The organism is Pseudoblastomonas aquimaris (assembly GCF_035481675.1).
GTDB lineage: Bacteria > Pseudomonadota > Alphaproteobacteria > Sphingomonadales > Sphingomonadaceae > Alteriqipengyuania_B.
Window position 1 is genome coordinate 856,872 of the sequence record NZ_JAYJJW010000001.1, and the last position, 19,294, is coordinate 876,165.

Consider the following 19,294-nt stretch of genomic DNA (forward strand, 5'->3'; position numbering starts at 1 on the left):
ACGCCATGGCGGGCGCCCGGTCAACGGATTTAACCGTGCGATTAAACGCGCGGCTATTTCATCAGCACCAGCTCTTCCGCCATCGTCGGGTGGATCGCGGTGGTCGCGTCGAAATCGGCCTTGGTCAGACCCGCCTTCACCGCGATGGCGGCGGCCTGCATCATCTCCGGCGCATCGGGCGCGATAATGTGGATGCCCACGATCTTGCCGCTGTCGCCGTCGCAGATCATCTTCATCAGGCTGCGTTCGTTACGGCCCGCCAGCACGTTCTTCATCGGGCGGAAATCGGACAGGTAGACCTTCACGCTGCCCAGCTTGTTCTTCGCCTCGCCCTCCGTCATGCCGACCGCGGCGATGGGCGGGTGGCTGAAGACGGCGCTGGGGATGCAGCCGTGGTCTACCGCCACCGGGTCGCCCTTGCCAAATACTGTATCGGCGAAGGCCTGACCTTCGCGGATGGCGACCGGGGTCAGCTGGACGCGATCGGTCACGTCGCCGACGGCATAGATGTGATCGACGTTGGTCTTGCTGAAGCGGTCGACCTTGACCTCGCCCCCTTCGCCCAGTTCGACGCCCGCCTTGCCCAGGCCCAGCCCTTCGGTGTTCGGAATGCGTCCCACGGCGAACAGGATAAGGTCGGCTCTTTCCTCGTCGCAGTCGGACAGCTTCACGAAATAGCCGCCCTCGTCGCAGGGCTTGATATATTCGAAGGTGGTGTTGAAGCGGAACCTGATGCCCTTCATCGTGCTGATCTGCAGCAACCGGTCGCGCACCGCTTCGTCATAGCTGCGCAGCAAGCGGTCGCCGCGGTTGACGATGTGCACGTCGGAGCCGAACTCGTTGAAGATGCCGGCAAATTCGTTGGCGATATAGCCGCCGCCGGCGATAATGACTTTCTTCGGCAGTTCGTCGAGGTGGAAGGCCTCGTTGCTGCTGATCGCGTGTTCCGCACCCTGGCATTCTGGCATGCGCGGGCGCGCGCCGGTAGCAATCAGGATCGTCTTTGCGGTTACGACCTTGCCGCTGGCGAGCGTTATCTCGTGCTCGCCGGTCAGTTCGGCGCGTTCGTGGAAGATCTCGACATCGTGGTTCTGGAGCGTGTCGGTGTAGGCACCCTCGATGCGTTTCACGTCTTCGAGGACATTGTCACGCAGCGTCTTCCAGTCGAACTTGCGCTCGCCGATTTCCCAGCCGAAGCGCTGGCAGTCCTCGAGATCCTCCGCAAAATGCGCGCCGTAGACGAGCATCTTTTTCGGCACACAGCCGCGGATCACGCAGGTGCCGCCGACCCGGTACTCCTCTGCCAGCGCTACCTTGGCGCCGTGCGCTGCGGCCACCCGGCTGGCGCGCACGCCGCCCGATCCGCCGCCGATGGTGAAGAGGTCGTAGTCGTAATCGGCCATGGAAACTCCTGTTGAACGCGCGCCGATATGGCCGCTTCGACAGGAGTTTCCAACCGGTTGCGGCTAATTAGCCGCGATTGCCCCGTGCCGGGTTTGAGACCGGGCCGCGGCCGCCGCCGCCCTGCCCGCCGCGGTTACCCCCGCGCGAGCCGCCCTTGCGGTGGCGATTTCCGCCCCCTCCGGCCTTGCCGCCGCCGCCCTGCTTCGGGCCGCGGGCAGAGGCGCCGCGCGGCGTGATGTTGGGCCGCTTCTGCTTGCCGCTCGGCCCCTTGGGCTTCACGGGGTCGCCCTGTTCCACCACGGCACGGAAATTGTCCGGCAACGGCAGCCGGGTCAGGGTGACGCCGGTGAGCTTCTGGATGTCCTTGAGGTAGTAACGCTCGTCCTCGGCGCAGAAGCTGATCGCAACGCCGTCACGCCCGGCGCGCGCTGTGCGGCCGATGCGGTGGACGTATTGTTCCGACACGTTGGGCAGCTCGTAATTGATGACGTGGCTGACGCCCGGGATGTCGATCCCGCGTGCGGCAACGTCGGTCGCCACCAGCACGGGAACCTTGCCGCGGCGGAACTCGTCCAGCGCGCGCAGGCGCTGCGGCTGGCTCTTGTTGCCGTGGATGGCGTTCGCCTTGATGCCGTCCTGCGCCAGCTTCTTCACCACGCGGTCCGCGCCGTGCTTGGTGCGGGTGAAGATCAGCACGAGGTCGATATCCCCATCGACCGAGTAACGGCCCGACAGGATCATGCCGAGCAGCGCCTGCTTCTCGTCCTGGTTCACCAGCATGGCGAACTGGTCGACGCGCTCTGCCGTGGTGGCCTGCGGCGCGACGGACACCTGGGCGGGGTTGCGCAGGTACTGGTTGGCAAGGTCCTTGATCGATTTCGGCATGGTCGCGCTGAACATCAGCGTCTGCCGGTCCTTCGGCACCAGCTGCGCGATCTTCTTGAGCGCGTGGATGAAGCCGAGGTCGAGCATCTGGTCCGCCTCGTCGAGGATCAGCGTTTCGACCTTGTCGAGCTTGAAGGCTTTCTGGTCGATCAGGTCGAGCAAGCGGCCCGGCGTCGCGACGAGGATGTCGGTGCCGCGGTGCAGCTTGTTGCGGTCCTTGTTTACCGAGGTGCCGCCGACGATCGAATCGACTTTCAGGCCGGCCATCGCGCCGTAATCCTTGGCGCTCTTGGCGATCTGGCCGGCAAGCTCGCGCGTGGGGGCCAGGATCAGCAGGCGGCAGGACTTGAACGGCGTCTGGTTGTCCGCCTCGCGCAGGCGGTCGATGCTCGGCAGCATGAAAGCGGCGGTCTTGCCGGTCCCGGTCTGGGCGATACCCATCAGGTCGCGCCCTTCCAGTACGAGCGGGATCGCCTGTTCCTGGATCGGGGTGGGTTTGGTGTAGCCCTGCATATCGAGGGCCTGGAGCACGGGCTGCGAAAGCCCGAGCTGGTCGAATGTCTTGGTCATGATGAGTGGTAAGCTCGCAATATATGCGGCGCGCGGACGGATTCCGGACGGAATCGTCGCACGGCGCGGGGGTGAAAACCGCCCGCGTGAAAAGGGAAGTCTGTGAAAAGTGACCGAGGCTGCGGCCGGGGCGGTAGAGTTTGCTACCGCCAGTTCACGCTGCCAAGCGCCTCGATGCGAGCCATGTGGATGCTGCGGCGCACAATGTCAATGGCGCCGCGAGTGTTCTAGATCAGGCTCCCGACGTCACCCCAGCCCCGCCGCCTGCATCAGCGCTGCGGTGCTGGGGTCGAAATCCGCATCACCGCTGTCGAGGGATTTGGCGATCGCCTTGCCCAGTTCCACGCCGAACTGGTCGAAGGGATTGATCCCCATCAGCACGGCGTTGGCGAACGTCCGGTGCTCGTGGAAGGCGATCAGCGCGCCGACGGTGGCTGCGTCCAGATCGTCGCACAGCATGGTCGCGCTGGGTCGGTCGCCGGGATAGCTGCGCGCCGGGTCGTCGCTTTGCTGGCCGGCCATCAGCGCGGCGCCTTGGGCAAAGCAGTTCATCAGCAGCGTGCGGTGATGCGCCTCGTCCAGCTCGTCGCCCGCTTCGATGCTGGCGATGAAGTCTACGGGCACGAGGTTCGTGCCCTGGTGGAGGAGCTGGAACACCGCGTGCTGCGCATCGGTGCCCACCCCGCCCCAGGTGATCGGCGCGGTCGCCGCATTCACGGGCTCACCACCCGCAGTCACCGCCTTGCCGTTGCTTTCCATTTCCAGTTGCTGGAGATAGTCGGGCAGCAGGGCCAGCCGCTCGTCATAGGCGAAGCACGCCCGCGTCTGGCAGCCGCGCAGGCGGGTGTAGTACTGGTCTGCAAAGGCCGCGCGCAGGGGCAGGTTGGCGCGGCCGTCAGCATCGCGGAAATGCTCGTCCATCGCGCGCGCGCCGGCGAGCATGGCGGCGAATTCCTCGTATCCCAAGGCGAGCGCCACCGGGAAGCCGATGCTCGACCACAGCGAATAGCGCCCGCCCACGCTTTCGGGGAATGGCAGGACGCGCGTCTCGTCGACCCCGAAGTCGACCGCCTTTTCCGGGCTGGCGGTAAGCGCCACCACGCGGCCATGCGGATCGGATACTCCGCCATCGCGCAGCCACTTGATGGCGCTGGCGGCGTTGGTCATCGTCTCGGTCGTGGTGAAGGTCTTGCTCGCCACCGCGACGATTGTCGTCGCCGGGTCGCACGCTTCCATTGCCGCTTCCAGCGCGACGCCGTCGATGTTCGAGACCACGTGGCAATCGACCATCGCGACGTCCCAGGCGAGCGCGCGCAAGGCCATCGCGGGGCCCAATGCGCTACCGCCGATGCCGATGTGGATGCAGTGCTTCACCTCGCCCATGGCGCCGCCGTTGATGGCCTCGACCAGCGCGCGCATCCGGCGGTGGAGCGCCTGGGCCTCCTCGACATCCGCCTCCGCACCGACACCGCGCTGTGCGGTATGCGTCGCGGGGCGGCCTTCCGTGACGTTGACGACCTCTCCGGTCAGCAGCGCCTGGCGGTGGGCCTCGAAATCAGCGGCTTCGGCCAGCTTCTCGAACCCTTCGAGCAATGCCTCGTCGAGATGGGTCTTGGACCAGTCGAAGGTGATGCCCCCGCCATCCCATTCGAGCCTGTCGGACAGCAAATCGAGCCGGTTGCTGCTCGCAAACAGCTCCTCCAGCGTGCGCGTGGGGAGGTTTTCGAGTGCGGTCCATGCCGCCTGCATTGCATCGCTCACCGTGTCGTTCCTCGTCGGATGGCCGTTTCGTATCCCGTGCGCCTACCCTCCCCAGCGCCTATTGCAAGGGCGGCAGAGGCACGGGCGCGCGCGAATTCCTATGCGCATTTGCCTTGACTGTGCGCGGCGCGACAAACAACAGGGCGACGATGAGCGAAACGACTGCAGAGACCGCCGAAAAGGCGCCCGCGACGGACGAGAAGAAGGCCAAGAAAGAAGGGCCGTTCTGGCTGTTCGTCGTCAAGCTGGTGCTGGCGGTGCTGATCTTCCGCAGCTTCCTGTTCGCGCCCTTCACGATTCCCAGCGAATCTATGCTGCCGACGCTGTGGAAGGGCGATTACCTGTTCGTGTCCAAGTGGCCCTATGGCTACACACGCTATTCGATGCCGTGGAACGCGCCCGTCATCCCCGGCCGCATCCTTGCCAGCGATCCCGAACGCGGCGACGTGGCGGTGTTCAAGCACCCGGTCGACAAGTCCGATTACATCAAGCGCGTGATCGGCGTGCCGGGCGACCAGATCCAGATGGAAGCCGGGCGCCTGTTCATCAACGGTGAGGCGGTCGAGAAGCGCCGGATCGAGGATTTCGTCATTCCCCTGTCCGACAACACGACCTGCCACCCGCTCGCCGAAACGGTGCCGTTGACCGGCGGCGGACAAGGCTGCCGCTACAAGCAGTACCGCGAGACGCTGCCGGGCGGGCGCAGCTATAACGTGCTGGACCTGGCACAGACCCCGCAGGATTCCACACGCGTCTTCGTGGTGCCGGAAGGCCATTTCTTCGCCATGGGTGACAATCGCGACAATTCGCAGGACAGCCGCTTCCCGGCGGTGGCGCAAGGCGGCATCGGTATCGTCGACCAGCAGTATCTCGTGGGCCGGGCCAGCGCGATCGCTTTTTCCACCGATGGTTCGGCCAGCTGGCTGCTGCCGTGGACCTGGTTCAGTGCCGCCCGGTGGGGCCGCATCGGCGACGGGGTATGACCGGGACGCTCCCTCCCGAAACCATCCGATGGCTCGAAGATCTCGGGCTTCAGCCACAGGACAACGACCTGTGGGCCGCCGCCCTGACCCACGGCAGCGCCGATGCGCAGCGCAATTACGAGCGCTTGGAGTTCGTCGGCGACCGGGTGCTGGGCCTCTCGATCGCCCGGTGGCTCTACGACCTCGAAAGCGCAGCCGAGGGGGAACTGGCCCAGCGCCTTAATGCGCTCGTCTCGCGCCGCATGTGCGCGACCGTCGCCCGCCGGATCGGGGTGGCCGACCACGTCCGGCTGGGCAAGCAGGCGCGCGAGGACGGCGGGGCGGATAGCGACAACATCTTAGGCGACGTGATGGAAGCGATGCTGGGCGCCGCGCTGCTCGAACACGGGTTCGATGTCGCGCGCGATTTCGTCCGCCGCGAATGGGGCGACGCGGTGGAAAGCGATGCGGGCCGCGCGAAGCACCCAAAGTCCGCCTTGCAGGAATGGGCCGCCGCCAACCGCCGCCGCCCGCCCGAATACACCGTGCTCGACCGCAGCGGGCCGGATCACAGCGCGCAGTTCACCGTGCGCGTATCGGTGAACAAGGTGGGAGAGGCCGAGGCCACCGCCAGCAGCAAGCAGGACGCCGAAACCGCCGCCGCGCGGGCCTTCATGACACGATATGGCTGAGTTGATGACAGATCAGAGCAAATGCGGCGTCGTCGCCGTGATAGGCGCCCCCAATGCGGGCAAGTCCACACTGGTGAACCAGCTGGTCGGCCAGAAGGTCGCAATTACCAGCCCCAAGGCGCAGACCACCCGCGCCCGGCTGCTGGGGGTGGCGCTGCACGGCGACACGCAGATCGTCCTTGCCGACACGCCGGGCATCTTCGCCCCGCGCCGCCGGCTTGACCGGGCGATGGTCAACGCGGCGTGGGAAGGCACGAACAGTGCCGATGCGATCCTGCTGATGGTCGATCCGATCAAGCAGCGCCGGCACGAGCTCGAACCGCTGCTGGAGAAGCTGAAAGACCGGCCGGAGCGCAAGCTGCTGGCGATCAACAAGGTCGACAAGGCGGTGAAGGAGCCGATGCTGGCGCTTGCGCAGGAGCTGGACGAGAAAGGAGATTTCGCGGAGATTTTCTTCGTCTCGGCCCTGACCGGTGACGGCGTGCCGGAACTGAAGGACCACCTCGCCGCGCTGATGCCGGATGGGCCATGGCTCTATCCAGAAGACCAAGTGTCGGATGCCAGCGAACGGCTGCTGGCCGCGGAAGTCACTCGCGAGCAGCTCTACCTGCAACTGCGCGACGAGCTGCCCTACGACGCGGCGGTCCGGCACGAGGCCTATACCGAGCGCCCCGATGGAAGCGTGGAGATCCGCCAGCAGATCGTTGTCGAGCGCGACGGTCAGAAGGCCATCGTACTCGGCAAGGGCGGCAGCCAGATCAAGGCTATCGGCGAGGCTGCGCGCAAGGAACTGTCCGATATCCTGGGCCGCAAGGTCCACCTCTTCCTTCACGTGAAGGCGGAAGAAGGCTGGGAGGAAAAGCGCGAATTCTACGAGGATCTCGGGCTGGACTGGGTGCAGTAAATGCGGGGCAATTTGCGCTCGGATGCGGCAAATTGCCTCGTCGTGGCGCTCGCCGGAATCCTGTCGGCTTGCGACAGCTCGAGCGCCGGTGCGGCGCAAAGCGCGGTCGTGACCGACTAGGCGGCCGAAGCGACCGGGCGCTGGCAGGCCGATGCGGCTTCGCTCGCGGCACTCGGCGGCAATGGCGAAAATATCGCCCTGGAGGCAGACTTCGCTCCCGATGGCACATTCACGATGCACGCGGATTGTCGGACCTCGGAAAATGGCAGCACAGCCCTCATCCGCCGCACGATGCGCGGAAGATGGCCGCGCGAAGGCGAGCGGCTGATCGTCTCCGACTACGCCCTCCAACACGATCTGGTCGAATTCGACGGCCCTGAACAGGAACGACGGACGCTCGAAGAATTATTCCGCGGAAAGAACGAACGCTCGCTCCCCCTGCCCGCGATCGAATTCAGAATCGCCGCGCTCGATGCGCAGGTGATGACACTCGTCCAGCGGACGGAGCGCATGACCCTGCGGCGGTTGCGCTGACACGCACGGGCTAGCACGAAGGGATTAGCCCGCCTGTCGGATCGCGTGAGGATGCGTCCGGCACTATCCATGGGCCTCCGATAACAGGAGGCGAATATGCAGAATATCCGTGATCTCGACGCCCTTGAACTCGCTGCCGTCACCGGCGCCGGCGACATCTACTTCGACCTGCTCGACCGTTTCCCCAATGGCGAATGGGTCGGTAGCACGTTTTATCCGAACGGCGCACCGCAGCCGACGCCGAACTACATCCCCCCGCAGTTCTGATTGGCAAGCCGCCATGCCGGGTGCACGGCAGCCGCCGCCCGGCATGGTAGCGGCCCGGCAAGCATCTCTTTGATGCGCGCCGATACGAGGGACGTCGTGGCCTATCGCTTCTTGGCGATGCCGATCTTGTTCTTCTTGGCGAAGTCCTTCGTCGATTCCTCGCTCCGGCCAAGCGCCTTGGCGATTTGCTTGAGGCCCTGCCCCTTGCCCGCCAGCAGCCTGAGCTGGGCCGCCTCGTCGGCGTTCCACGGCTGCTTGTGCCGCTCGAAGTGTTCCTTCGCCATCACTCGGCCTTCTTCGCTGGCTTCTTCTTGGCCGCTGCCTTCTTCGCGGGGGCCTTTTTCGCGGCCGCCTTCTTCTTCGGCGCCGCCTTCTTGCGGGCCTTCTTCTTGGCTGGCCCCTTTGCGGCGCGCGCATCGATCAGTTCGATCGCCTGCGCCTCGGTCACGTCCTCCGGCTTCATATCCTTCGGGATGGTCGCATTGGTCGTACCGTCGGTGACATAGGGGCCATAACGGCCCGGCATCACTTTCATTTCGCCTTCGCTGGTCGGGTGCTTGCCGAGGGTCTTGATCGGCTCCGCCTTCTGGCGGCCGCCACCCTTGCGATTGGCCGCCTGGGCGAGGATGTCGACCGCACGGTTCATCCCGACTTCGAACACTTCGCGCGTGTTCGACAGCTTCCCGTATTTGCCATCGTGGCGCAGGTATGGGCCGTAACGCCCTATGGCTGCTTCGATTTCCTTTCCGGTTTCCGGATGGGCACCGACGATGCGCGGCAAGCTCAGCAGCTTCAGCGCCCATTCCAGGTCGAAATCGTCGATGTCCTTGGGGATCGAGGCGCGCTTGGCCTCCTTGCCCTCGCCCAGCTGCACGTAGGGCCCGAAACGCCCGGTCTTGCGCTCCACCGGCAGGCCGGTTTCGGGATCCTGCCCCATGACCGCATCCTCGGCCTCGCCATCGGCGCCCGGCTGGCCGAACTTGCGGCGGAAATTGCACTCCGGATAGTTGTCGCAGGCGATGAAGGCTCCGAAGCGACCGCCGCGCAGGGACAGCCGCCCGCCGTCGCGCCCCTCGGCGATGCAGCGCGGGCAGGCCCGCGGATCGGAGCCGTCCGCAGTCGGCGGGAAGAGGTAGTCGGACAGGAACTCGTCCAGCTCCGCCGTCACTTCGGACGGCTGCTGTTCCATCACGTGGTCGGTAACCGGCTTGAAGTCCTTCCAGAACGCGTCGAGCAAAGCCTTGTACTCGGCGCGCCCGCCCGAAACTTCGTCCAGCTCGTCTTCCATGCCGGCGGTGAAATCGTACGCGACATAACGCGGGAAGAACCGTTCTAGAAACGATGTCAGGAGCCGACCCGAATCTTCCGCGAGGAAACGGTTTTTCTCCATCCGGACATAGTCTCGATCGCGCAGCGTCTGGATCGTGCTGGCGTAGGTCGACGGGCGCCCGATGCCGAGCTCCTCCAGCCGCTTGACCAGGCTCGCTTCGGCAAAGCGCGGCGGCGGCTGGGTGAAATGCTGCGTCGCTTCGACGCCCTTCTTCGCGGGCGCATCGCCTTCGCGGATTGCGGGCAGCAGGCCTTCCTCGTCATCGTCGCGGTCGTCGAAGCCTTCCTGGTAGACGGCGAGGAAGCCGGGGAATTTGACCACCTGCCCGGTGGCACGCAGCGCGTGCATGCCGGTGCCTTCCTCCAGCGTCACGGTCGTTCGCTCCAGCCGCGCGGCGGCCATCTGGCTGGCCATTGCGCGCTTGAAGATGAGGTCGTAAAGCCGCCCTTCGTCGCCTGCCCCTGCCTTGTCGCGACTGAAATTGGTCGGCCGAATCGCTTCGTGCGCTTCCTGAGTATTCTTGGCCTTCGTCTTGTAAAAGCGCGGTTTTTCGGGAAGGAAAGACCCGTCGTAGCGATCGCTGATGGCCTTGCGCAGATCGCTCACCGCGCCGGCGTCCATCTGCACGCCGTCGGTCCGCATGTAGGTGATAGCGCCCGCCTCGTAGAGCGACTGGGCGCAGCGCATCGTGTGGCTGGCCGAAAAGCCCAGCTTGCGAGCGGCTTCCTGCTGCAGGGTCGAGGTGGTGAACGGCGGCGCCGGGTTGCGCGTCAGCGGCTTGGTTTCGACGCCGACGACCTTGAACGCGCCGGCTTCCACCGCGGCTTTCGCGCGGGTCGCGATGCCTTCCTCGCCCAGGTCCATCTTGCCGAGCTTCTTGCCTTCGAACCGGACCAGCCGCGCGTCGAATTCCGACCCGCCCTGCTCCAGCTTCGCGACGACGTTCCAGTATTCCTCCGCCCGGAACGCCTCGATCTCGCGCTCGCGGTCGACGATCAGGCGCAGCGCGACCGATTGCACGCGCCCCGCGCTCTTCGCGCCAGGCAGCTTGCGCCACAGCACGGGGCTGAGCGTGAAGCCGAACAGGTAATCGAGCGCGCGCCGGCCTAGATAGGCGTCGACGAGGTCGTGATCGATCCCGCGCGGGTGCTTCATGGCATCGAGCACGGCCGTCTTGGTGATGGCGTTGAACGTCACCCGGTCGACATCGGCGGGCAGCGCCTTGCGCTTCTTCAGAAGCTCCTGGACGTGCCAGCTGATCGCTTCCCCTTCGCGGTCGGGGTCGGTGGCGAGGACGAGGCGGTCGGCCTTCTTCGCCGCATCGGCAATCGCCTTCACCTGCGCGCGGTTGCGCTGGTCGGCATAGACTTCCCAGTCCATCGCGAAATCCTCGTCAGGCCGCACGCTGCCGTCCTTGGGCGGCAAGTCGCGCACATGGCCGTAGGAGGCGAGGACCTTGAAGTCCTTGCCGAGGTATTTTTCGATGGTCTTCGCCTTGGCGGGCGATTCGACGATAACAAGTTGCATGGGTGTGGGGGCAGTCCCTTACGTGTGTGTATGCGTATACGCGCGAAGGTGGGGTCGCGCTTCGCGGGTCGTCAAGCGGGATTGTCGGAAGTGGGATCGCAAATCACCTCCGACGACGAGATTGCGATCACGCACTGCACTGGGTAGGCGGTATGAATGGGCAAGCGATCAGGTGTCCCGCACCGGAACAGCGAATTGGAGAAGCTCACTAGCGATGAGTTGCGCTCAGAATTGGCGCGGTCACGCACGCGATTGAGCTTCGCTGGTTCGGCCAAGCAAGCCAAGCAATGGCAAAAGCGAATTCATTGGCTAGAACGCGAGCTTGCAGCGCGTGCCGTGGAGTGACTGCGCCTCATCGAGCAATAGAAATCAGGCTAAACTCACCCGCCCGCCAGCATGCCGTTGCAGCCGGCCCGCGATTTCCAGTTCCAGCAGCGCCATCTGAACCGCCGCCGCGCTTGTCCCCGACTGGCGGATGAGTTCGTCCACCGCCACCGGCGCGGTGGTGAGGAGGCCGGCGATGTCCGCGGGCTGCGCATCCTCGAAATCCTCGCCGTCCATTCCGGCGAAGTCGAAATCCTGTTCCACCTGCTCGCGGAAGGTGCTGCGCGGGGTGCCGTCGAAACTGCTCAGGAGTTCGATCACGTCCTCGGGCGCCTGCACCAGCACCGCGCCTTCGCGGATCAGGTGGTTGCAGCCCGTGCTGCGCGCTTCCAGCGGGCTGCCGGGGATCGCCATGACCTCCCGCCCCGCTTCCCCCGCCAGCCGCGCGGTGATCAGGCTGCCGGACTTGGGCGCGGCCTCAACCACCAGCGTACCTGCGGCCAGCCCGGCGATAATGCGATTGCGGCTGGGGAAGTGGCTGCCGCGCGGCTCGGTGCCCGGCGGTTGCTCTGCGATCAGCAGCCCCTCGCTGGCGATCCGCTCCTGCAACTCGGCGTGCTGCGGCGGATAGGCGATGTCGATGCCGCTGGCGATCACGCCGATGGTCGCCGGCAACGATCCTTCGTGCGCAGCCCCGTCGATCCCCCGCGCAAGGCCGGAAACCACGGTAAAGCCCGCATCGGCCAGCGCCCGCGCGAAATCGCGCGACAGCTTGACCGCGGCGGCGCTGGCATTGCGCGCACCGACCATCGCGACGCAGGGCCGCGCGGCCAGCGACAGGTCGCCGCGCCAGGTGACGATGGGCGGCGCGCCCGGCGTTTCGGCCAGCAGGCGCGGATAGTCCGGCTGGTCGTGGAAGAGGTACTTCGCCCCGGCCCGGCGCGTCGCCGCGACCTCCGCCTCGATCTTCGCTTCCGCCGCCGCGCGATAGGCGCGCCCGCCGCGCTTGGCGAGATCGGGCAGCGCGGCGATCGCTTCTGCCGCTGTGCCGAAACGGCGCAGCAGCTGCGCATAGCTGACCGGCCCAATGTTGGGCGATCGCAGCAGCCGGATGCGGGCGAACGCCTCGTCCTGGGTGAGCGTCACTTTTTGCCGCCGACCTTGGGTTCCTCGCCCCGTGTCAGGCGGCCGATATTCTCGCGGTGGAGGTAGATGATCAGCACCGCGATGGCGGCCAGCACGGGGAAGAACTGCGGAAAGCCGAACAGCGGCGCAGCAGCGGCGGCGGCCACCACCGCGCTCATCCCGGCAAGGCTGGAGATGCGGAAGATCGCGAGGATGCTGAGCCAGACCAGCGCGTAGACCAGCCCAATCTGCCAGGCGAGGCCGAAAGCGACGCCGGCGTTGGTCGCCACGCCCTTACCGCCCTTGAAGCCCAGCCAGACGGGGTAGCAATGGCCGACCACGGCCCCGGCGGCGGCAAAGGCCATCGCTTCCTGCCCCCACAGCTGCCCGGCCGCCACCACGGGCAGCAGGCCTTTCAGCAGGTCGAGCAGCAGCGTCGCCGCGGCCAGCCCCTTGTTTCCGGTGCGCAGCACGTTGGTTGCGCCGATGTTCCCGCTGCCGACCTTGCGCAGGTCCGCCCCGCCGGACATCTTCGTCAACAGCAGGCCGAAGGGGATCGAGCCCGAAGCGTAACCGATCAGGAATGCGAGAAATACTTCCACCATGACCTCCGTCCCCCGCCGTTGCGCGGGGCTGCACTTGCTTTTGCGGCGGTAATGGAAAAGACGGGGCCTCGACAAGCGCGCACCCGGCGGAAAAGACCACCTTGGACCCATCTTCCCCCATCCTGATCCTCGACAGCGGCCTTGGCGGCCTGTCGGTCCTGCGCGAGATACGGGCGCTGATGGCCCACGCGCCGGTGGTCTACGCCGCCGATTACGCCGCCCTGCCCTATGGCGAGAAGACCGAGGAGGAGATCGCCGCACGCGTGCCCGCGCTGCTCGGCCGGATGGTGGAGCGGTACCGCCCGCGCCTCGTCGTGATCGCCTGCAACACGGCGAGCACGATTGCGCTGGCCGCGGTGCGTTCGGCGCTGGACCTGCCGATCGTCGGCACGGTCCCCGCCATCAAGCCAGCGGCGGCGTTGACGAAATCCGGCAGCATAGGCCTGCTCGGCACGGCGGCCACGATCCGGCAGGCCTATGTCGACAACCTGGAGGCCGAATACGGCAACGGCCACCGGTTGATCCGCCACGCCGCTCCTGCCCTCGTCGCCGCGGCAGAGACGAAGCTGCGCGGGGGGCGCCCATCCGATGCGGTCTATGCCGAAGCTGTGGCCGGACTGCGCAGCCAGCCGGGCGGCGGGGATATCGACACCGTGGTGCTCGCCTGCACGCATTTCCCGCTGGTGGAGGACGAACTGCGCGCGGCTTTCGGCGGCGAAGTGGCCTTCGTGCACGGCGGGGAAGGCATCGCGCGCAGGGTCGCGCATTTGACGCAAGGGCAGGAATTCGCCCGCTCCCAGCCCGATTTCGCGGTGGTGACGGGTGAGCCGGACGGGCTCGCCGCGCTGCCCGCGGCACTTGCGCCCTATGGTCTCGAACGGATCGACCACTTCTAACTGCGAATCGCTCGCAAAGATCGCGGTGGAAAATCGCGTCTCCCGCGACTAGATGCGGCTCCGCCGTGATGAACTACGACCAGATTTTCGACCAGGCGATCGACCGCCTGCACGAGGAAGGCCGCTACCGCGTCTTCATCGATATCATGCGCAACAAGGGCGCCTATCCCAACGCGCGCTGCTTCCACGGCCACAACGGGCCCAAGCCGATCACGGTGTGGTGCTCCAACGATTACCTCGCCATGGGGCAGCACCCCAAGGTGATCGCGGCGATGGAAAAGGCGCTGCACGATGTCGGCGCCGGCAGCGGCGGCACCCGCAACATCGGCGGCAACACGCACCTGCACGTGGAGCTCGAGGCGGAGCTGGCCGATCTTCACGGCAAGGAAGCCGCGCTGCTGTTCACCAGCGGATACGTTTCGAACGACGCGACGCTGTCCACCCTGGCCCGCCTGCTGCCCGGCTGCGTCATCTTTTCCGACGAGCTCAACCACGCCAGCATGATCGCGGGCATCCGCAATTCCGGCTGCGAGAAGCGCGTCTTCCGCCACAACGACATGGCGCACCTCGAAGAACTCCTCGCCGCAGAGGACGAGGACTGCCCCAAGCTCATCGCGTTCGAGAGCGTCTATTCGATGGACGGCGATGTCGCGCCGCTCCACGAAATCTGCGACTTGGCAGAGAAGTATAACGCTCTCACCTACATCGACGAGGTCCACGCGGTCGGCATGTACGGCGAGCGCGGCGGCGGCATTTCGGAGCGTGACGATGCCGCACGGCGGATCGACATCATCGAAGGCACGCTGGGCAAGGCCTTCGGCGTGATGGGCGGCTATGTCGCCACCAACGCCAAGGTGATCGACTGCATCCGCAGCTATGCCCCCGGTTTCATCTTCACCACATCGCTCAGCCCGGTGCTGGTGGCAGGCGTGCTGGCGGCGGTGAAGCACCTCAAGGAATCGAGCGAGGAGCGCGACGCGCAGCAGGCCAACGCCGCCACGCTGAAGGCGATGATGACCGAGGCCGGCCTGCCCGTCATGCCGAGCGAAACGCATATCGTGCCGCTGCTCGTGGGCGATCCGGTGAAGGCGAAGCGGATCAGCGACATCCTGCTCGCCGAGTACGGCGCTTACGTGCAGCCGATCAATTTCCCGACCGTGCCGCGCGGGACGGAGCGTCTGCGTTTCACCCCCGGCCCGATGCACACCGACGCAATGATGCGCGAGCTGACCGATGCGCTGGTCGAAGTGTGGGACCGGCTCGAACTGGAACTGCGCCAGGCGGCCTGATCGCTTTCGCAGGCGATGGATCCCGCAGGCATGCCGCGATAGGCTGACCGGCGATGTCCGAGCAAACTGCCAGCTCCACCTTTCGCGACAACGCGCCGCTGTACGGCGTTTCGGCGATCCTGCTGGCTGCCTTCGCCGCGCTTGCTTTGTTCGGCGTGCAGCCGGTGGAGCGCGCTGCCGATCCGGCGGCGACAAGCGGTATGCCCCCGCCCCTCGCCAGCCTGCCAGCAACCGATACCGCCCTGGCGGACGACGACAGCGAACTCGCGCCGGAAACCGCGCGCCAGCGTAATGATGCCGTGCCTTTCATCGACGGGCCGCTTGCCCCCGCGCCGCCTTTCGCCTTTGCCGGCGATGCCGCCTCCCGCGCTCGAGCGACCGAGTGCCTCGCCCTTGCGGCCATGGCGGAAGCCGGCAGCGACGATGCCGGCCAGCGCGCGGTCATGCAGGTCGTGCTCAACCGTGTGCGCCACCCGGCCTTCCCGAACACGGTTTGCGGGGTCGTGTTCGAAGGGTCGCAGCGCCGCACCGGTTGCCAGTTCACCTTCACGTGCGACGGATCGCTCAGCCGACGCTATTCGGACGGCTACTGGGCCATATCGCGCAAGCGCGCCGCCGAGATGCTCGGCGGCAGCGTGTTCGGCCGCGTCGGCAACGCCACGCATTACCACACCGACTGGGTCTATCCGTGGTGGAGCGACAAGCTCGACAAGGTGGCGCAGGTGGACACGCACCTGTTCTTCCGCTGGCGCGGCTTTTGGGGCGGTCCGCGCGCGCTGTCGGCGCGCTACACGGGCGGGGAGCCGACGATCGCCAGCCTGACGCGCGCAAGCGAAGGCGAAACGGATGTCTCCGAGCTTCCGGCTCCGGAAACACTGCGCCAGCCGGTCGTCACGATCCGCTCCGACAAGCGCGTGGAGGGTACGATCGCCGCGGGCCCCGGGGCGCATTTCCTTGCCCTGAGCGGCAGTGAAGACCCTGCATCGCTGACGGCCCGTGCCGAAGCGCTGTGCCCGGGCGAGAGCTATTGCCAGGTCTATGGCTGGACAGATGGCAGCGCGATCCCTTCCGCCCTGCCGCTCGGGCGCGAGGCACGCCGCAGCCTCAGCTTCAGCTACCTGGCGCCGCGCGCGGGCAATCCGGCGGTGGTCTATTTCGACTGCACGACCTATGCCGGGGTGGACCGCGCCCGCTGCCTGCCGCGCGCGCGCAACTGAGGAAGGGCCATGCCAGCAGCCGCCGATCCCGATTTCCGGCACGAAACGCCCGACGAGCTGGAAGCCGCCCTCGCCGCCGACGATGGCCTCTCGTCGAAATGGGACGATCTGACAGACCTCGCCCGCAACGAGTGGATCTGCTGGATGACCTCCGCGAAAAAGGCGGAGACCCGCGCCAAGCGCTTCGCCCGCTTGCGGGAGGAGGTAGGGGAAGGCAAACGGCGGCCATGTTGCTGGCCCGGCTGCCCCCACCGCCGGGAATCGGCGCGCAAATGGGTCTCCGTCTGACCGCCATCACACGGGAGTGAAGCTTTGAACTACGACGACGTCGTCCTCGGTCGCCGGTCCATTCGCGGCTATCTCGACAAGCCGGTGCCGCGCGCGCTGATCGAGGAGATACTGACGCTCGCCATGCGCTCCCCCACCTCGATGAACACGCAGCCGTGGCATTTCCATGTCATCACCGGCGAGCCGCTCGACCGCATCCGCAAGGGCAACACCGAGAACATCCTCGCCGGCGTGCCCGACAGCCGCGAGTTCCGCCGCGGCGAGCCCTTCGCGGGCGTCCACCGCGAACGGCAGGTCGGCGTAGCCAAGCAATTGTTCGGCGCAATGGGTATCGCGCGCGACGACAAGGACGCGCGGCAGGACTGGGTTCTGCGCGGCTTCCGCCAGTTCGATGCGCCGGTCTGCGTGATCGTGACTTACGACCGCGAATTGTCCGGCAGCGACGACACCGCTTTCGATTGCGGCGCCGTCACCACCGCGCTCGTCAACGCGGCGTGGAGCCGCGGGCTGGGCTGCGTCATCAACTCGCAAGGCATCATGCAAAGCCCCGTCGTGCGCGAACATGCCGGCATTCCGGACGACCAGGTAATCATGAAAGCCGTCGCGATGGGCTGGCCGGACGAGGATTTCCCTGCCAACGCCGTCGTCAGCGAACGCAAGAGCGTGGACGACGCGGCAACATTCACGGGGTTTGGCGATGACTGAGAAACTGGTGGACCTCGGCAACGGGTTCTGGAGCATCCGCGGCGAGCTGAAACTGGCAGGCGTGGTCGATCTCGGCACGCAGGCATCCTTGATCGAGCGGCCCGGCGGCGGTTTCGTCATGCTCGACAGCTATACGCTGCCGCCCCGTGTTCTGGAGCAAGTGCGCAAGCTGACGGATGGGGGCACGAAGATCCAAGCGATCGTTAATGTACACCCCTTCCACACGTTGCATTGCGAGGCTGCGCACAGGCAATTTCCCGACGCGAAACTCTACGGGCTGGATCGGCACAAGGAGAAGTACCCCGACCTGCCGTGGGAAGCGGAAACGACGAACAGCGAAGAGTGCCAGGCACTGTTTGCCGATTGCCTCGAATTCAGCGTGCCGGACGGCATTCGCCTCGTCTGCTCCAGCGAGCACATCCATGCCGGGTCGGTTCTGGCCTACCACCCCGCATCGCAGACGCTGCATGTCGATGACACGTTCAGCTGCACCGACCTGCCCTTCCCCGCCAGCCTGCTGCCGATGAGCGGGCGGCTGGACTTCCACCCGACCATCCCGCTCTCGCTGGATAAGCGCGACGGTGCGGTGGACGATTTCCGCGCGTGGGCAAGAGACATCGCGCAGCGCTGGAGCGACTGCCGCCATGTCGCCTGCGCGCACAGCAAGATCGTGACAATGGAACCAGAAGGGTTCGAGAAACAGGTGCTGGCCGCCCTGCAGCGCGCGGAAACCCCGCTCAAACTGCGCAAGGCGGCGCCGTTCTAGCTACCTCAGACTGACCACGTTGTCCGCTTCGGGCCGCTCGCGATCGCCGCGGTAGAGGCTGGCCATCGGCTCGTCAGTCACCTCGACCGGCTGCGCCCGGCCGAAGCCGTTGAAATCGGTCCGCATTGCCGCGCCATAGGCGCCCAGCATGCCGATCTCGATATAGTCGCCGGCCTGGATGTCTTCCGGCAGCGGGAACGGGCCCTGCATGTAGTCCGCATCGTCGCAGGTCGGACCGTAGAAGGCAAAGTCCGCATCGGCGCCGAAAAGGTCGTCCTCAAGCGCGCGGACCGGGAAACGCCAATCGACGTGCGCAGCATCGAACAGCGCGCCATAGGCGCCGTCGTTGATGTACAGCTCTTCGCCGCGGCGCTTTTCCACGCGCACGACGAGCGAGTTGTATTCGGCGCACAAAGCCCGGCCCGGCTCGCACCACAGCTCCGCGTTGTAGGCAATCGGCAGCGCGTAGAAGTGCTGGTGGATCAGCCGGAAGTAATCCTCCAGCGGCGGAGGCTCCATGCCGGGATAGACGCTCGGGAAACCGCCGCCGACGTCGATCATGTCGATGACGACGCTGGCTTCCGCGATCGCGGCGCGCACGCGGTCGAGCGCCTGAACATAGGCGAAGGGCGTCATCGCCTGGCTGCCGACGTGGAAACACACGCCCAGCCAGTCGGCGACCTGGCGGGTAGCCTGCAGAAGGGCTGCGGCCTCGGCCTGCTCCACGCCGAATTTCGATGCCAGCGACAGCTCCGAATATTCGGACGACACGCGCAGGCGGACGCACAGGCGCAGGTCGCCGGCGTCTTTCGTGGCGCGGCGGATCTTCTCCAGCTCCTCGACACTGTCGAGGCTGAAGGTCTTGCAGCCATGCTCGAAATAAGCCTCTTCGATGGCGCGTTCGGTTTTGATCGGGTGCATGAAGCACAGCACCGCATCGGGCAGCGTCTTGCGCACCATGCGGACTTCCGCGATGGAAGCGACGTCGTAATGCGTGATCCCGCCGTCCCACAGCACCTTCAGCAGGTCGGGCGACGGATTGGCCTTTACGGCATAGAGCGACTTGCCCGGAAATTTCTCGACAAAGAAACGGGCAGCGCGCCGGGCAGCGTGCGGGCGATTGAGGATCAGCGGTTCGTCCGGCGAAAGATCGCGGACTACAGTGCGAGCGTCAGGATAGCTGTGCAATTCAAGGGACCCCCAGGGAACGGTGAAGTTTCTTGGTGCTGCCTTGCGGTGAGCA

General features: G+C 66.0%; 19 protein-coding genes. 11 read left to right on the forward strand and 8 right to left on the reverse strand.

Annotation, left to right across the window (positions count from 1 at the left end; translation table 11 throughout):
• Positions 1 to 53: 53 nt before the first annotated feature.
• The 3 genes from gorA to pgi form a co-directional block, all read right to left on the reverse strand.
• Positions 54 to 1,403, reverse strand: a complete 1,350-nt coding sequence (gene gorA / locus VCJ71_RS04085; protein WP_324639318.1) for a glutathione-disulfide reductase — start codon at positions 1,401 to 1,403, stop codon at positions 54 to 56.
• Positions 1,404 to 1,470: 67 nt separating this feature from the next.
• Positions 1,471 to 2,859 (reverse strand): DEAD/DEAH box helicase, encoded by a 1,389-nt coding sequence (locus VCJ71_RS04090; RefSeq protein WP_324639319.1) that lies wholly within the window; start codon positions 2,857 to 2,859, stop codon positions 1,471 to 1,473.
• A 246-nt stretch (positions 2,860 to 3,105) separates the two neighbouring features.
• The gene (pgi, locus tag VCJ71_RS04095; protein WP_324640867.1) at positions 3,106 to 4,608 is read right to left on the reverse strand and encodes a glucose-6-phosphate isomerase; all 1,503 of its coding nucleotides are present in this window, start codon (positions 4,606 to 4,608) and stop codon (positions 3,106 to 3,108) included.
• A 161-nt stretch (positions 4,609 to 4,769) separates the two neighbouring features.
• Between pgi and lepB the strand changes: the two genes are divergently transcribed.
• From lepB to VCJ71_RS04120, 5 genes are all read left to right on the forward strand, one after another.
• Positions 4,770 to 5,603, forward strand: coding sequence for a signal peptidase I (lepB, locus tag VCJ71_RS04100; protein ID WP_324639321.1), 834 nt, complete (start codon positions 4,770 to 4,772; stop codon positions 5,601 to 5,603).
• Positions 5,600 to 6,274, forward strand: coding sequence for a ribonuclease III (gene rnc / locus VCJ71_RS04105; RefSeq protein ID WP_324639323.1), 675 nt, complete (start codon positions 5,600 to 5,602; stop codon positions 6,272 to 6,274). The genes lepB and rnc overlap by 4 nt, the downstream gene beginning before the upstream one ends.
• A gap of 4 nt (positions 6,275 to 6,278) precedes the next feature.
• Positions 6,279 to 7,178, forward strand: a complete 900-nt coding sequence (era, locus tag VCJ71_RS04110; protein WP_324639324.1) for a GTPase Era — start codon at positions 6,279 to 6,281, stop codon at positions 7,176 to 7,178.
• A 291-nt stretch (positions 7,179 to 7,469) separates the two neighbouring features.
• On the forward strand, positions 7,470 to 7,712 hold the full coding sequence (locus VCJ71_RS04115) for a hypothetical protein (protein WP_324639325.1): 243 nt from the start codon (positions 7,470 to 7,472) through the stop codon (positions 7,710 to 7,712).
• Between the two features lie 96 nt (positions 7,713 to 7,808).
• A complete protein-coding gene (locus VCJ71_RS04120) occupies positions 7,809 to 7,979 on the forward strand; it encodes a hypothetical protein (protein WP_324639326.1) in 171 nt (56 codons plus the stop codon).
• A gap of 101 nt (positions 7,980 to 8,080) precedes the next feature.
• Here the strand turns inward: VCJ71_RS04120 and VCJ71_RS04125 are convergent, their stop codons facing one another.
• From VCJ71_RS04125 to plsY, 4 genes are all read right to left on the reverse strand, one after another.
• Positions 8,081 to 8,263, reverse strand: a complete 183-nt coding sequence (locus tag VCJ71_RS04125; protein WP_324639328.1) for a hypothetical protein — start codon at positions 8,261 to 8,263, stop codon at positions 8,081 to 8,083.
• Positions 8,263 to 10,836: a type I DNA topoisomerase gene (topA, locus tag VCJ71_RS04130; RefSeq protein ID WP_324639329.1), complete on the reverse strand. Its 2,574-nt coding sequence runs from the start codon at positions 10,834 to 10,836 to the stop codon at positions 8,263 to 8,265. Before topA ends, VCJ71_RS04125 begins: the two co-directional genes overlap by 1 nt.
• 369 nt (positions 10,837 to 11,205) lie before the next feature.
• A complete protein-coding gene (dprA, locus tag VCJ71_RS04135; protein ID WP_324639331.1) occupies positions 11,206 to 12,306 on the reverse strand; it encodes a DNA-processing protein DprA in 1,101 nt (366 codons plus the stop codon).
• Positions 12,303 to 12,890: a glycerol-3-phosphate 1-O-acyltransferase PlsY gene (gene plsY, locus VCJ71_RS04140; protein WP_324639333.1), complete on the reverse strand. Its 588-nt coding sequence runs from the start codon at positions 12,888 to 12,890 to the stop codon at positions 12,303 to 12,305. The genes dprA and plsY overlap by 4 nt, the downstream gene beginning before the upstream one ends.
• 101 nt (positions 12,891 to 12,991) lie before the next feature.
• Between plsY and murI the strand changes: the two genes are divergently transcribed.
• The 6 genes from murI to VCJ71_RS04170 all read left to right on the forward strand — a co-directional run bounded on the left by murI (position 12,992) and on the right by VCJ71_RS04170 (position 18,051).
• The gene (gene murI / locus VCJ71_RS04145) at positions 12,992 to 13,786 is read left to right on the forward strand and encodes a glutamate racemase (RefSeq protein ID WP_324639335.1); all 795 of its coding nucleotides are present in this window, start codon (positions 12,992 to 12,994) and stop codon (positions 13,784 to 13,786) included.
• A 68-nt stretch (positions 13,787 to 13,854) separates the two neighbouring features.
• On the forward strand, positions 13,855 to 15,075 hold the full coding sequence (gene hemA, locus VCJ71_RS04150; protein ID WP_324639337.1) for a 5-aminolevulinate synthase: 1,221 nt from the start codon (positions 13,855 to 13,857) through the stop codon (positions 15,073 to 15,075).
• Between the two features lie 53 nt (positions 15,076 to 15,128).
• Positions 15,129 to 16,292, forward strand: coding sequence for a cell wall hydrolase (locus VCJ71_RS04155; RefSeq protein ID WP_324639339.1), 1,164 nt, complete (start codon positions 15,129 to 15,131; stop codon positions 16,290 to 16,292).
• Between the two features lie 9 nt (positions 16,293 to 16,301).
• Entirely contained in the window at positions 16,302 to 16,580 is a 279-nt protein-coding gene (locus VCJ71_RS04160; protein WP_324639341.1) for a YdeI/OmpD-associated family protein, read from the forward strand.
• Between the two features lie 24 nt (positions 16,581 to 16,604).
• A complete protein-coding gene (locus VCJ71_RS04165; protein WP_324639343.1) occupies positions 16,605 to 17,285 on the forward strand; it encodes a nitroreductase in 681 nt (226 codons plus the stop codon).
• Positions 17,278 to 18,051, forward strand: a complete 774-nt coding sequence (locus VCJ71_RS04170; RefSeq protein ID WP_324639345.1) for a hypothetical protein — start codon at positions 17,278 to 17,280, stop codon at positions 18,049 to 18,051. The genes VCJ71_RS04165 and VCJ71_RS04170 overlap by 8 nt, the downstream gene beginning before the upstream one ends.
• Here VCJ71_RS04170 and VCJ71_RS04175 read toward each other — a convergent pair whose 3' ends face one another.
• A complete protein-coding gene (locus tag VCJ71_RS04175; RefSeq protein WP_324639346.1) occupies positions 18,052 to 19,239 on the reverse strand; it encodes a type III PLP-dependent enzyme domain-containing protein in 1,188 nt (395 codons plus the stop codon).
• Positions 19,240 to 19,294: the final 55 nt, after the last annotated feature.